This window comes from Arthrobacter sp. C9C5, assembly GCF_013359735.1.
Lineage (GTDB): Bacteria > Actinomycetota > Actinomycetes > Actinomycetales > Micrococcaceae > Arthrobacter.
Genome location: NZ_JABFMX010000012.1, coordinates 1 through 13793, shown reverse-complemented (window position 1 = coordinate 13793; position 13793 = coordinate 1). Strand labels below are relative to the sequence as shown.

General features: G+C 68.1%; 11 protein-coding genes, 1 tRNA gene and 1 pseudogene. 7 read left to right on the top strand and 6 right to left on the bottom strand.

What is annotated here, in order from left to right:
- Positions 1-2 precede the first annotated feature (2 nt).
- Entirely contained in the window at positions 3-1667 is a 1665-nt protein-coding gene (gene argS / locus HNO80_RS10760) for an arginine--tRNA ligase (protein ID WP_175322857.1), read from the bottom strand.
- Between the two features lie 170 nt (positions 1668-1837).
- Here argS and HNO80_RS10755 point away from each other — a divergent pair.
- A tRNA-Arg gene (locus HNO80_RS10755) sits at positions 1838-1913 on the top strand.
- 56 nt (positions 1914-1969) lie between these two features.
- On the opposite strand, the gene HNO80_RS10750 is transcribed toward HNO80_RS10755, so the two are convergent.
- Both HNO80_RS10750 and HNO80_RS10745 read right to left on the bottom strand, forming a co-directional pair.
- A complete protein-coding gene (locus HNO80_RS10750) occupies positions 1970-2575 on the bottom strand; it encodes a cysteine hydrolase family protein (protein ID WP_175322856.1) in 606 nt (201 codons plus the stop codon).
- Between the two features lie 112 nt (positions 2576-2687).
- The gene (locus HNO80_RS10745) at positions 2688-3665 is read right to left on the bottom strand and encodes a cation diffusion facilitator family transporter (RefSeq protein ID WP_175322855.1); all 978 of its coding nucleotides are present in this window, start codon (positions 3663-3665) and stop codon (positions 2688-2690) included.
- A gap of 138 nt (positions 3666-3803) precedes the next feature.
- On the opposite strand from HNO80_RS10745, the gene HNO80_RS10740 reads away from it, so the two are divergent.
- Positions 3804-4850, top strand: a complete 1047-nt coding sequence (locus tag HNO80_RS10740) for a M4 family metallopeptidase (RefSeq protein WP_175322854.1) — start codon at positions 3804-3806, stop codon at positions 4848-4850.
- A 39-nt stretch (positions 4851-4889) separates the two neighbouring features.
- The gene (locus tag HNO80_RS10735; protein ID WP_175322853.1) at positions 4890-5243 is read left to right on the top strand and encodes a protealysin inhibitor emfourin; all 354 of its coding nucleotides are present in this window, start codon (positions 4890-4892) and stop codon (positions 5241-5243) included.
- On the opposite strand, the gene HNO80_RS10730 is transcribed toward HNO80_RS10735, so the two are convergent.
- Complete coding sequence (locus HNO80_RS10730; RefSeq protein WP_175322852.1) at positions 5240-6205, bottom strand: GlxA family transcriptional regulator; 966 nt, start codon at positions 6203-6205, stop codon at positions 5240-5242. The two genes, HNO80_RS10735 and HNO80_RS10730, sit on opposite strands and share 4 nt — an antisense overlap.
- Positions 6206-6286: 81 nt before the next feature.
- On the opposite strand from HNO80_RS10730, the gene HNO80_RS10725 reads away from it, so the two are divergent.
- Positions 6287-6454 carry a hypothetical protein gene (locus HNO80_RS10725; RefSeq protein ID WP_175322851.1) on the top strand — a complete coding sequence of 56 codons (168 nt, stop codon included), beginning with the start codon at positions 6287-6289 and terminating at the stop codon, positions 6452-6454.
- Positions 6455-6541: 87 nt separating this feature from the next.
- The gene (gene hrpA, locus HNO80_RS10720) at positions 6542-10564 is read left to right on the top strand and encodes an ATP-dependent RNA helicase HrpA (RefSeq protein WP_175322850.1); all 4023 of its coding nucleotides are present in this window, start codon (positions 6542-6544) and stop codon (positions 10562-10564) included.
- Between the two features lie 39 nt (positions 10565-10603).
- Here hrpA and HNO80_RS10715 read toward each other — a convergent pair whose 3' ends face one another.
- Positions 10604-11032: an HIT family protein gene (locus HNO80_RS10715; protein WP_175322849.1), complete on the bottom strand. Its 429-nt coding sequence runs from the start codon at positions 11030-11032 to the stop codon at positions 10604-10606.
- Positions 11029-12204, bottom strand: coding sequence for an NAD(P)-dependent alcohol dehydrogenase (locus tag HNO80_RS10710; protein ID WP_175322848.1), 1176 nt, complete (start codon positions 12202-12204; stop codon positions 11029-11031). Before HNO80_RS10710 ends, HNO80_RS10715 begins: the two co-directional genes overlap by 4 nt.
- Before the next feature lie 528 nt (positions 12205-12732).
- Here HNO80_RS10710 and HNO80_RS10705 point away from each other — a divergent pair.
- Complete coding sequence (locus HNO80_RS10705; protein ID WP_217500814.1) at positions 12733-13143, top strand: hypothetical protein; 411 nt, start codon at positions 12733-12735, stop codon at positions 13141-13143.
- A gap of 157 nt (positions 13144-13300) precedes the next feature.
- Positions 13301-13793 (top strand): annotated as a pseudogene (locus HNO80_RS10700) (HNH endonuclease); the annotation flags it as partial.

Sequence of the window (13793 nt, the reverse complement as noted above, 5' to 3'; positions counted from 1 at the left end):
GTTCACATCCGTTCCGGCGCCGAAACGCCCAGCAGTTCCAGTCCGTTGGCGAGCACCTGGCTGGTGGCATCGTTGAGCCACAGCCGGGTGCGGTTCAGATCGGTGATGGCTTCCTCGCCCAGCGGCGCGACGCGGCAGGCGTCGTACCAGCGGTGGTAGGCGCCGGCGATGACTTCGAGGTGGCGGGCGACGCGGTGCGGTTCGCGCAGCTCGGCCGCCTTGGCCACGATCGAGGGGTAGCTGCCCAGGTGCGAGAGCAGCTCGTTTTCCGTCGCATGGTCCAGCAGGGACGCGTCGAAGGCATCTTCGCCCTCCACCCGGCGCTCGACACCGGCGGCCACGGCGTTGCGGGCCGCGCCACGGGAGCGGGCGTGCGCGTACTGGACGTAGAAGACCGGGTTCTCGTTGCTGTGCTTCTTGAGCAGTTCCGGGTCCAGGGTCAGCGGCGAATCGGCCGGGAAGCGCGCCAGCGAGTACCGGACGGCGTCCTTGCCCAGCCAGGAGATCAGGTCCTTGAGCTCAATAATGTTGCCGGCCCGCTTGGACAGCTTGGCGCCGTTGACGGAGACGAGCTGGCCGATCAGGACCTCGATGTTGACCTCGGGATCGTCGCCGGCCGCGGCCGCGATCGCCTTGAGCCGGTTGATGTAGCCGTGGTGGTCGGCGCCGAGCAGATAGATCTTTTCGGTGAAGCCGCGGTCCTTCTTGGACAGGTAGTACGCCGCGTCGGCGGCGAAGTACGTCGGCTCGCCGTTCGCGCGGATCATCACCCGGTCCTTGTCGTCGCCGAAGTCCGTGGTGCGCAGCCAGACCGCGCCGCCGTCGTCGTAGACGTGGCCTTGTTCCCGCAGGCGGGCGACGGCGTCCGCGATGGCGCCGGCGTCGTGCAGTTCCTGCTCGGAGAAGAAGACGTCGAACTCGACGCCGAACTCCGCGAGGGTCTGCTGGATGTCGTGCAGCTGCGCCTTGTAGGCGGCGCCGCGGATCACCGGCAGCGCCGCGACGTCGGTGAGCTCGCGGATGCCGGGGTGCTGCGTCAGGACCTCGTGACCCAGGTCCGCGATGTATTCGCCCGGGTAGCCGCCCTCCGGAACGCCGCGGCCGTGCAGCCGGGACAGCACCGAGTGCGCGAAGACGTCCATCTGCGAGCCGGCGTCGTTGATGTAGTACTCCGCGGTGACGTCCGCGCCGGAGGCCCGGAGCACACGGGCGATCGAGTCGCCCAGGGCGGCCCAGCGGGTGTGGCCGATGTGCAGCGGGCCGGTGGGGTTGGCCGAGACGAACTCCATGTTGACCGTGCGGCCCGCGAGCGCCGTGTTGGTGCCGTAGGCGGGGCCCGCCTCGACAATGGCCTTGGCGAGGGCACCGGCGGCGGCAGCGTCGACGGTGATGTTCAGGAACCCCGGTCCGGCGATGTCGACGGCGGAGACTCCCTCGATCGAGGCGAGCCGCGCGCTCAGCAGCCCGGCGAGCTGGCGCGGGTTGGTGCCGGCCGGCTTTGCCAGCTGGAGGGCGATGTTGGTGGCCCAGTCGCCATGGTCCCTGTTCTTGGGCCGCTCCACGCGCACCGACTCCGGAATGTCGGCGGCGGCAAGGGCGATTTCACCGGCGGCGACGACGTCCTTCAGGCAGGCGGATATGGCGAGGGAGAGTTCTTCTGGGGTCACAGTTCCAGCCTACCGGGGGCCCGCGGTCCCGCGGAATTTTGCCGCCGTCATCTTGGGCGTTCCTGCTCCCGGGATGACCCCCGGCGGCTCCGGACGGGCGATTTTCCTTTGGAGCCCACCTTCCTGCTAAGCTCTAGGACGTCCCGCCGGTAACGGCAGGATCCCTGATTGCCCTCGTAGCTCAGGGGATAGAGCGTCTGCCTCCGGAGCAGAAGGTCGTAGGTTCGAATCCTATCGAGGGCACCAAACAAAACCCCGCCGTTTCAGCGAAACGGCGGGGTTTTTGCGTTCACCGGCGAAGCTCAGGACAGCCGGCTGGAGAATTCCTCGGCCGTCATCGGGGTGGAGAACATCGGGTAGTCGTACGCGATCGCGTTGTCATGTTCCTCAACGGATGTTGCAGCCACGCAGTCGCTCAGCGTCACGACCTGGTACCCGTTCTCGTAGCCGCTGCGCATGGTTGATTCGACACAGCAGTTGGTCAGGAACCCGCCCAGGACGATGGTGCTGATGCCCTTGCTGCGCAGGATGAAGTCCAGGTTGGTGCTGGCAAAGGTGTCCAGGCCCCGCTTGCCTTCAATCACGATGTCACCCTCTGCGGGCGCCAGCTCGTCGATGATGGCCGCACCCCAGGTTCCCTTCACGAAGACGCCGCCGTCCACGACCCCCTTGAGGATCCCGTACGGATGCTTGCCGAGTTCGTTGTAGCCCTCGGCAAACGTGATGGGCGCGTGCATGACCGTGACGCCGGCCGCGCGGGCTGCCTCTACGGCACGGGCCGTGTTGGCGAGCATGTCCGTCTTTTCCATGACCGGCCGGACGGCGTCATGCAGCCCGCCGCCGTCGGAGGTGAAGTCGTTCTGGTATTCGATGAGCACAAGGGCGGTGGTGTTCGGATCAAGCTTCAAGGCATCCTCCTGATCGGCGGTGGACCGCCCGCGGCGCTGCCGGCGGTCGAGGTCACACTAGCCGCCGGCCCCGCGCAGGACAAGAGCAGTCGGTTCCGGCTTTCGCCGCAGGTCAGGCGCCGGTTCGGCTTTGCCCGGCGTCGAAGTTCAGGGCGGCTTCGTCCGGAGTGGACAGGGTGAGCACGGCTTCCTCCACCGTTTCGTGGTCCTCCAGCTCGCGCTCTATCCGGCGCAGGGCCACCGCCACTTCGTGTTCCGGGTGGTCGCCCTGCAGGTCCACGGCCGCGACCAGGTACAGCCGGCGCGGGCCGACAAACTCCAGGTGCAGGTACGTGAGCCGGGCGATGTCCCGGTGCTCCAGCACCCGGCGGGCCATGGACTGTTCGATGTCCGGGGTAACGCCCTGGCCCACCAGAAAACGCCGGTTGCGGTCGATCAGCACGACGGCGACGACGGCCAGCAGCACGCCGACGATGATCGAACCTATCGCATCCGGCAGCGGCGAGCCCGTGACCTGGTGCAGGAACACGCCGGCAAAGGCCACGACCAGGCCGATGAGTGCTGCGGCGTCCTCCGCGAAGACGGCACGCAGGGTGGGATCGGAGCTGATCAGGACCTGCTCGAGGGTGTGACGGTCCAGCTCGTGCGCCGCCTTCCGGGTCTGCCGGAACGCCTGGATGAAGGAGATTCCCTCGAAGACGAAAGCGACGGCCAGGACCACGTAGGCCACTGCGAAGTCGGCTGCCGGCTCCGGCGCAATGATCTGCTGGATGCCGTGCATGATGGACACCACGGCACCCGCAGTGAACAGCCCGAACGCCGCAAACATCGACCAGACGTAGGCTTCCCGTCCGTAACCCATGGGGTGGCTCTTGTCCCGCGGCCTGGCCGAGCGCCGTTCCGCGAAGAACAGGAACACCTGGTTTCCGGTATCCGCCCAGGAGTGGGCCGCCTCGGCGGTCATGGAGGCCGATCCGGTGAGGACGGCGGCCACCGACTTCGCCGCGGCCACGAGGACATTTGCCACGAAGGCGATGATGACCGTTAGCAGGGTCGAACCGGGCTTCTTTTTCTTCTCCGTTTGCGCCATTGGCCTACCGTATCCAACAGGCAGCCGGACGCGGACCATCCAGCGGACCCCGAGGGCGAAGAGCGACGCGTCCCGCCCTGCCAAATGTCGGTGGCCCCTCGTAGGCTGGTCGCATCGGCAGAAGCAAAGGGGTCTCACATGTACTGCTCCATCATCCCTCCCTACCTGTTGCGCCGGCTGGCCGCGCAGCACCATGAACCACGGCTGCTGATCGCAGCCCGTGCCGCCAAAGAAGCCCTGCAGCACGTCAAGAGCTTCCAGGCATCCCGCGCGGCGCCGGTGCCCGCGGCGCCACCGGGGTTGCGGCAGCTCACGCCCGGGCCGCCGCAGCGGACCGTGTACGATGCGAAAGCCTCGGAGAACCTGCCGGGCGTGCTGGTGCGCAAGGAGGGCGAACCCGTCACCGGGGACCCGGCGACGGACGAGGCGTACGACGGCCTGGGCCACACGCACCGGCTCTATGCCGAGGCATTCGGCCGCAACTCGATTGACGGCAACGGTCTGCCCCTGGATGCCACAGTGCACTTCGGCCAGCGCTACGACAACGCGTTCTGGGACGGCAAGCAGATGGTCTTCGGCGACGGCGACGGCCAGGTCTTCAACCGCTTCACGGCCTCCCTGAGCGTGATCGGCCACGAGCTCGCGCACGGCGTCACCCAGTACTCCGCCGGACTCGCCTACCGGAACCAGGCGGGCGCCCTCAACGAATCGCTCTCGGACGTTTTCGGCGCGCTCGTGGAGCAGTACGTGAAGCAGCAGTCCGCAACCGAGGCAAGCTGGCTGATCGGCGAGGGGCTCTTCACCGACCAGGTGCAGGGAACGGCGCTGCGCTCCATAAAGGCCCCGGGCACCGCCTACGACGACGATGTGCTGGGCAAGGATCCGCAGCCGGACTCGATGGACTCCTATGTCCACACCAGCGCGGACAACGGCGGAGTGCACCTGAACTCGGGCATCCCCAACCGTGCCTTCTACCTGGTCGCGACGGCCCTGGGCGGTAATGCCTGGGAGACTCCCGGACGCATCTGGTACGACACCCTGACCGGAGGTTCCCTGCCCGCGGCCGCTACCTTCGGGGCTTTCGCCAAGGCCACCGCGGCATCCGCCAAGGAGCTGTACGGTACCGAGTCGGCCGAGCATGACGCCGTCCGGCGTGCATGGGAAACTGTCAAAGTGAGGCTGTAACCGGCGCCTGCCTAAGGATCACCCAGTGGAGTCAAGCCAGTGAAGATAACCGTCCAGCGCAGCGGTGGCGTTGCCGGGATGGAGCGCGTCTGGAGCGTGCAGGCGGTAACGCCGGATGACCGGGACCAGTGGCAGCCACTGATCGAGGCCTGCCCCTGGGACGACCTGCCCGGCCCGGCGGCGGCCGGGGCCGGCGGCATTCCCCAGCCGGACCGCTTCGTCTACCGGATCCGGGCCGGCCAGCGCCGCGCCACCCTGCCCGAGCGGGACCTCGTCGGGCCCTGGCGGACCCTGGTGGACAGCATGCGCGCCGCCGCCGAGTCGCCGGCTCAGCCGGAACCGGCGTCGGGCGGTGCCGACACCCGGGACCGCCCGGACGGGCAGCCTGGTTAGACCGCCGCCAGGTGTCCGCGGAACGTCCGACGGTAGGACTGCGGGCTGGTGTCCAGCACCTTGGCGAAGTGGTGCCGCAGCAGCACCGAGTGGCCGAACCCGGCCTCCCGGGCGATCTCGTCGATGTTCAGATCCGTGGTCTCGAGCAGCTCCTGTGCCCGCAGCACCCGCTGCGAATTCAGCCAGGCCGCGGGGGTCGCGCCGGTCTCGGCCCGGAACCGGCGCGCAAAGGTCCGCGGCGACATGTGCACGCGGGCGGCCAGCTCGTTGACGGAGTGCTCCTCGTCCAGGTTCCGGACCATCCACCGCAGCAACTCCTCCATCGGCTGCGAGCCGCACCGCGGCATCGGCCGGTCGATGAACTGGGCCTGGCCGCCGTCGCGGTGCGGCGGAACCACCATGTCCCGGGCGATGCTCGCGGCCACGTTGGCGCCCAGCTCCACCCGGACCAGGTGCAGGCTGGCATCGATGCCGGCGGCGGTGCCGGCGCTCGTGATGATCCGCCCGTCCTGGACATAGAGCACGTTTTCATCAACCAGCGCGGCCGGGTAGCGGCTGGCGAGCTCCTGCGAGTAGTGCCAGTGCGTGGTGCAGCGGCGCCCGTCCAGCAGCCCGGCCCGGGCCAGGGCGAAGGCGCCGGAGCAGATCGACATGACCCAGGCTCCCCGCGCGTGCGCCGCCCGCAGCGCCTCCAGCACCGACTCGGGAACATCGGCATCCTTGCCGAACGGGGTCATGATGACCAGGTCCGCGTCCGCGGCGGCCTCCAGCCCGAGCGGCACGTGCATCGACAGGCCGGACTTCATGGGAACGTCGCCGGGCTCCGGCGTGCAGACCCGGAAGTCGAAGGCCGGCACACCGGTGCCGCGGTCCGATCTGTCGACGCCGAACACCTCGAAGGCGGTGCCGAACTCGAAGACCGAGAAGTTGGGAACCACGATCATCGCCACTGAGTTGATCATGTCTCTAGTGTGGCAGAAATTATAGTCTTTTGGGCATTTCTGCCACTTTTTTTGCACCCCCCACCGGAGAACCATGGAGGTATGGAACTCATCGGAATCGCCCTCATCGTCCTGATCCTCGCCGCCGTCGCCGCCACCCTCCGGGCTCTGCGCAAAGACGGCCTGGGCCACAACCCGCCCGTCCGCTCGGAAGAATACTGGATGGCCCACGACCTCCCCAGCACCAGCTACACGCTGCGGTTCTTCTAGCCCGCTCCCCTCCAACCGCTGCCCGGCCCCGCCCAGGGACCGGGCAAACCTATGTCCGGCTGCTAGGCCAGTAGACTGTTTTCAGCCATGACACTGCATATTTCCTACCCCGCCGAGCTGCCGGTCTCCGAGCGCCGCGAGGACCTGATGGCCGCCATCGCCGCGAACCAGGTGACCATCATCGCCGGCGAGACCGGTTCCGGTAAGACCACCCAGATCCCCAAGATGTGCCTCGAGCTTGGCCTGGGCGAAAACGGTCTGATCGGCCACACCCAGCCGCGCCGGCTCGCCGCCCGCACGGTCGCGGAGCGCATCGCCGAGGAACTCGGCGTCGAGATCGGCCAGGAAGTCGGCTTCCAGGTCCGCTTCACTGGCGAGGTCAGCCGCTCCACCAAGGTCAAGCTGATGACCGACGGCATCCTGCTGGCCGAGATCCAGCGCGACAAACTGCTGCGCAAGTACAACGCGATCATCATCGACGAGGCACATGAACGCAGCCTCAACATCGACTTCATCCTCGGCTACCTCAAGCGGATCCTTCCCCAGCGCCCGGACCTGAAGATCATCATCACCTCGGCCACCATCGATCCGGAGCGCTTCGCCAAGCACTTCGGCAGCGAGGAGGAGCCCTCCCCCATCATCGAGGTGTCCGGCCGCACCTACCCGGTGGAAATCCGCTACCGGCCGCTTTCGGCGCCCGCCGGCGGCCCCGGCGCAGTTGGTGATGATGCGGACAATTCCTCCGACGACGAGCTCGAGGAGGACCGCGACCCGCTGGACGCGGTGTGCGACGCCGTCGACGAACTCGCTCTGGAGGCCCCGGGCGACATCCTGATCTTCTTCTCCGGCGAACGCGAAATCCGCGACGCCGCCGAGGCGCTCAACGCGCGGATCCAGACGAACCGGCGGCTGGCCGGCACCGAGGTCCTTCCCCTCTTCGCCCGGTTGAGCCTGCAGGAGCAGCACAAGGTGTTCCACCCCGGCAGCAAGCGCCGGATCGTGCTGGCCACCAACGTTGCCGAAACCTCGCTTACGGTGCCCGGCATCAAGTACGTCATCGACACCGGAACCGCACGCATCTCGCGCTACTCGCACCGCACCAAGGTCCAGCGCCTGCCGATCGAGCGGGTCTCGCAGGCCTCGGCCAACCAGCGCTCCGGCCGCTGCGGCCGCGTCTCCGACGGCATCGCCATCCGGCTGTACTCGGAGGAGGACTTCGAGTCCCGGCCGCTGTTCACCGACCCGGAGATCCTGCGCACCAACCTCGCCGCCGTCATCCTGCAGATGACGGCCATGGGTGTGGCCCGCGGGCCGAAGGACGTGGAGAACTTCCCGTTCGTGGAGCCGCCGGACTCCCGAGCCATCAACGACGGCGTGACGCTGCTCCGCGAGCTCGGCGCGCTGAGCACGGCCCGTCAGCCGGAAGCAGCGGACGACGCCGGGAGCCGGTCCGGTCGCCGGCAGGCGTCCGGGAGGAACGGCGGCGGCCGCGGCGGCGGCCTCACCGCCGTCGGGCAGCAGCTTGCCCAGCTGCCGGTGGACCCCCGCCTGGGCCGGATGATTGTCGAGTCCGGCAAGCGCGGCTGCGTCCGCGAGGTCATGATCCTGGCCGCCGCGCTGACCATCCAGGACCCGCGCGAGCGGCCGACAGACAAGCAGCAGCTTGCCGCGGAGAAGCACGCCCGGTTCCGGGACGAGAACTCGGACTTCACCGGCTTCCTGAACCTCTGGAACTACCTGCAGGAGAAGCAGCAGGAGCTCTCCTCGACCGCGTTCCGCCGGCTGTGCCGCAACGAGTTCATCAACTATCTGCGCGTCCGGGAATGGCAGGACCTCTTCGCCCAGCTGCGCCAGCTGGCCCGGCCGCTGGGCATCAGCCTGGACAACAAGCGGCTTACCGATCCGGTGGGCAACCACGAGGGCATCCATATCAGCCTCCTCTCGGGGCTGCTGAGCCACATCGGCATCCTTGACGAACGAAAGCGCGAGTACGCCGGCGCGCGCGGCAGCCGCTTTGCGATCTTCCCCGGCTCGGCGCTGTTCAAGAAGTCCCCCACCTTTGTGATGGCCGCCGAGTTGGTCGAGACCAGCCGGCTCTGGGCGCGGGTGGCCGCGAAGTTCGATCCGCTCTGGGCTGAGCAGGTGGCGCCGGACCTGGTCAAGCGCAGCTACAGCGAACCGCACTGGTCCAAGAAGATGGGTTCGGTGATGGCGCATGAGAAGGTCACGCTGTACGGCGTGCCGATCATCCCCAACCGGCGGGTCAACTACGGGCGGGTGGATCCGGAGGTGTCCCGCGAGCTGTTCATCCGGCACGCCCTGGTGGAGGGCGACTGGCAGACCCACCACAAGTTCTTCCACCGCAACCGCGCCCTGCTCCAGGAGGTCGAAGAGCTTGAGGCACGGATGCGGCGCCGCGACATCCTGGTCGACGACGAGACCCTGTTTGAGTTCTATGACGCGCGGATCGGCAAGGGCGTGGTTTCCGAACGTCATTTCGACAAGTGGTGGAAGGAAGCCCGGCAGCAGGACCCCACGCTGCTGGACTTCGACCAGTCGCTGCTGATCAGCGAGGACGCCGACGCGCTCGACGACTCTGCCTACCCGAAGACCTGGCTGCACAAGGGCTTCGAACTGCCGCTGAGCTACGAGTTCCATCCGGTGGCTCCCGGCTCCCCGCCGAACCCGTCCGACGGCGTCACCGCCGAGGTCCCCGTATTGTTCCTGAACCAGCTGGACGACGCCGCGTTCCGCTGGCTGATTCCCGGCCAGCGGGTGGAGCTGGTCACGGCCCTGATCAAGTCCCTGCCCAAGCAGGTGCGCAAGAACTTCGTTCCCGCGCCGGACGTCGCCCGCCAGGCCGTGGCCGCGCTCGAGACCGATTTCGATCCCGCGACGGATGAGCTGGAACCCTCACTCGAACTCGTGTTGCGCCGGCTCCGCGGCCAGGTCATCCCGCCGGGGTCGTGGAACTGGGAGGCCGTCCCGCCGCACCTGCGGGTCAGCTTCCGCGTGGTCGACTCCCGCGGCAAGGTGCTGGACGAGGGCAAGGACCTCGCGGCGCTCCAGGAAAAGCTAGCACCGGCCACCCGTCGGGCGATCGCCGAGTCCCTCGGGGCCACGCCATCCACGACGGCACCCAAAGCCACAATGGCAGCCACCGTCGGCGGCAGGGCGAACGGCAAATCCTCAGGGTCCCCCGCCGCACAAGCGCAGCTTGACCCGACTCCGGCCGGCTTCACCGAGCTGTCCGGGCTGAAGGAATGGACTTTCGGCACCGTGCAGCGCCAGGTCCAGGGCACCGTGAAGGGCCACACCGTCACCGGCTACCCGGCCCTGGTCGACGAGGGCGCCTCCGTGGCCCTGCGGCTCTTCCAGACCTCCGGCGAGCAGGAACAGGCCATGCGCGGCGGGGTCATCCGGCTGCTCGCCCTGAAAGTCCCGCCGCCGGACCGCTATGTCCTGGAGCACCTGAACAACACCGAGAAGCTGACCTTCAGCCAAAACCCGCACGGTTCCGTTTCGGCCCTGATCGCTGACTGCGCCCTGGCCGCGATCGACAAGCTCACCCCGGCCGCGCTGCCGTGGGATGAGGCATCCTTCAAGGCGTTGTATGAGCAGGTCCGGGCCGAACTGATCGACACGGTCTTCACGGTGACCGCCGTCGTCGAGCGCATCCTCGCCAGCACACGGCGAATCGAGAAGCAGCTCAAGGGAACCACCAGCCTGGCCCTGATCAGCGCCCTCAACGACGTCAAGGCCCAGTTGGAGCAGCTCGTCTTCCCCGGTTTCGTGGCACGCACGGGCTACGCCCAGCTGAGCCAGCTGCCCCGCTACCTCGCGGCCATCGAGAAGCGCCTCGAAAAGCTTCCCGGGAACGTCCAGCGCGACGCGCAGCACATGGCGGTCATCCAGGGCCTCGAGGACGACTACGACGACGCCGTCTCCGCGCTGCTGCCCGGGCGGCGCATCGGCACGGAGTTAACCCAGGTCCGCTGGATGATCGAGGAACTGCGGGTGAGCCTCTTCGCCGTCGAACTCGGCACCGCCTATTCGGTGTCCGAAAAGCGGATCCGGACCGTGCTGAACAAAGCGCTGGCGCCGGCGTAGACCCCCGGGGAGTGCTGCGCCGGCGCCAGTTCATGGCCGCTAGGCCTCCGGGACGTGCTCCGCGTGGCCGGCCTTCCGCAAACCCTCGCGCAGCGTCTCCGCGTTGGCATCCAGCCGGGCCGGGTCCGGGTGCTGGTCCACCGAACCGAAATCAAAGTCCGCCATGGAGTTGGACGGCCACACGTGCACGTGCAGGTGGTTGATTTCGTAGCCGGCCACGATCAGGCCGGCCCGGGCCGCATCGAACACGTCTACCTGGACCGCGCCGATCTTGCGGGCAACTTCCATCACGCGGCCCAGCACCTCCGGCGAGGCATCCGTCCAGCGGTCCACTTCCTCGGTGGGAACCACGAGCGTGTGCCCGTCGGCCAGCGGGCCCACGGTCAGGAACGCGACGACGTCCGGCTCGCGCCAGACGAAGCGGCCCGGGATCTCGCCGTCGATGATCTTGGTGAACAGGGTGCTCATACATCAGCCTTTTCCGCCGGGGACCCCAGGGTGCTGGCATCCAGGACAAATCGGTACTTCACGTCGCCTGCCACCATGCGGTCGTAAGCCTCGTTCAACTGGTCCGCACGGACCACCTCGACGTCGGACACCACACCGTGCTCGGCGCAGAAGTCCAGCATCTCCTGCGTCTCGGCGATTCCGCCGATCAGCGAGCCGGCATAGGCGATCCGGCGCCGGATCAGCGCGCCGGGGCTAACCGGCGGCATGGCTTCCGAGGGCAGGCCCAGCTGGAAGAGCGCCCCGTCCACGCGAAGGGTGCGGAAGTACGGGTTGAGGTCGTGCGGCGCGGCGACGGTGTCGATGATGACGTCGATGCTGCGGTCCGCTGCTTCCATCGCGGCCGGGTCCGTGGAGAGGATGACGTGATCGGCGCCCAGTTCGCGGGCCGCCGCGAACTTCTGCTCCGACGTCGTGAAGACCGTCACCTCCGCACCCATGGCCTTCGCGATCTTGACGGCCATGTGGCCGAGGCCGCCGAGCCCGACGACGCCGACGACGTCGCCCTCCTCCACCTCGAAGTGGTTCAGCGGGGAGTAGGTGGTGATGCCGGCGCAGAGCAGCGGCGCGGCGGCGGCCGGGTCCATGCCCTCCGGGACCCGCAGGACATAGTTGCGGTCCACGACGATCGAGGTGGAGTAGCCGCCCTGGGTGATGGCGCCGCCGTTGCGGGCATCCTTGGCGCCGTAGGTTCCGGTCATGCCGTTCTCGCAGTACTGCTCGAGGCCGTCAAGGCAGCTGTCGCATTCGCGGCAGGAATCGACCATACAGCCAACGCCGACGCGCTCACCGACGGTGAAATCGTCGACGGCGGAGCCCACGCGGGTGACGCGGCCGACGATTTCGTGCCCCGGAACAAGGGGGTAGTTCTGGGTTCCCCATTCGCCGCGGGTGGCATGCACGTCCGAGTGGCAGAGGCCGCAGAACTCGACGGCGATCTCGACGTCGTCCGCCTTGGGCGCGCGCCGGGCCACGGTCAGCGGGACGAGGCCGCTGTCGCTGGCCGTGGCGCCGTAGGCGGCGGCGAGCGTGGGACGGTTGGTGCCGGCGTCGTTGGCCGCGCCGTCGTTGGCTACGTTGAGGTCGGGAAGCGGCTTGGCGAGGGGCGGCGGTACGGGGCGTCCTGGAGTCATGGTCCGACGCTACCCCCGGGAGTGGATTCCGTGCCACTTGGGGGTTGAGCGGGACCTGCTTGGACGCGGCTATACCGCGTGAAAAGGATCGTTTCCGTAGTCGGGTTGTCGTCTCCCGGGGCCCCATAGACGCGCGTCATCCGTGGCACGGTCTCTAGGCCGCCGTGGCGTGGCGTGGCATGCTCAGACCACTTCACGAAAACTTCGATCGGGCGCCCGGCTGCCTCCGCTTCGGCCCAGTCAATGGCTGCCACGACGTTTGGAGCATCGCGGACATCCCATTCGTCGACCATCCACGAGTAGCCTTCGGCCGCCGGCCGGGTCCAAATGCGCACCCGGTACTCCGCGGGTCGGTCGTATTCGCCGATGGCCGCGTCCGGGCCGATTGGTCGAATGTCCATCGGCAGATCCTACGCCTGGCGGTGTGAGGCGCATTGCTTGGCAAGCGCTTCGGCCGCGCTGCGGTAGCCTCGGGGCAAACGAGTGACAGCCTGAGGGGGCAGCGCAATGAATCGTCTAGTACTTCCCATGTTGGGGGCCATCGGCATCGCGTTGATGCTTGGCGGGTGCTCAGCCCCGGCAGGACTCGCGGTGTTCCAGCGCGATGCGGTGGCCAGGGACCAGCTGCCCGCAGAGGCCGCCAGCACGGAGATCCCCAAGCTGGAAAATAGCCGACTGCTCGTAGAGGCAGACGGAGTGCGCTATTACGCCGCGCAGGGCGAGAACCGCACGCTGACCTGTTTGGTCGCGGTTTCCGACGCCAGGCCGGGCAATTTCATCGGCGGCTGCGGCAGCTCAAGGGCGACCGGCCAGATCGTCTCCATCTCTGGGCAGGTCGGTAAGTCGGCCACCTTGGTCACGGACGGCTTCGAGACGAAGGAACTTGTTGCTCAGGGGTGGCGGAAAATCCATCAAAACGTGCTGGTCGGCGGCCGATAGGCGCCCGAGAGGCTCGGGAAGGACGGCGAACGGTTACCGGGGCGGTCGGCCAGGTCGTGGCGGCCAGGTCGGAGCGGCCCACCCTGGAGCGACCGCCGCAGGCCGCCGATCTGGTGTGGCCGCCTTAATTGTCACAGGTGCCCGATAGCGTGGTTCCATGGACGGCAAGCAAGGGCCCGACGTGGCTCTGACGGAAGGCGTAACGGTCGCGGACCTTGCGCGGATCCTGGCCGGAATCCCGGCCCCGGCCAGTGCAGAGGCACTCATCGACGAAACACGCGAGCTGGAGGATCTGAAGTCAGCCCTGGCCGCCCGCCAGGCCCGGGACGCCGTCGCCTTCGACCTCTCCCAGCGCCGCGAACAATCCCTTGCCGGCGCTCCCGCCGACCAGCTCGGCACCGGGGTCGGCGCGCAGATCGCCCTCGCCCGCCGCGAATCCCCCGCCAAGGGCGGACGGCTCCTCGGCCTCGCCAAGGCCCTGGTCACCGAAATGCCGCACAGCCTCGCCGCCCTGGAAACCGGACAGCTCAACGAATGGCGCGCCACCCTCCTGGTCCGCGAGACCGCCTGCCTGTCCGCCGCGGACCGGGCCGCCGTGGACGAGGAACTCGCCCCCGACGCCGGGACCTTTAGTGGGGCGGGCGATCGCG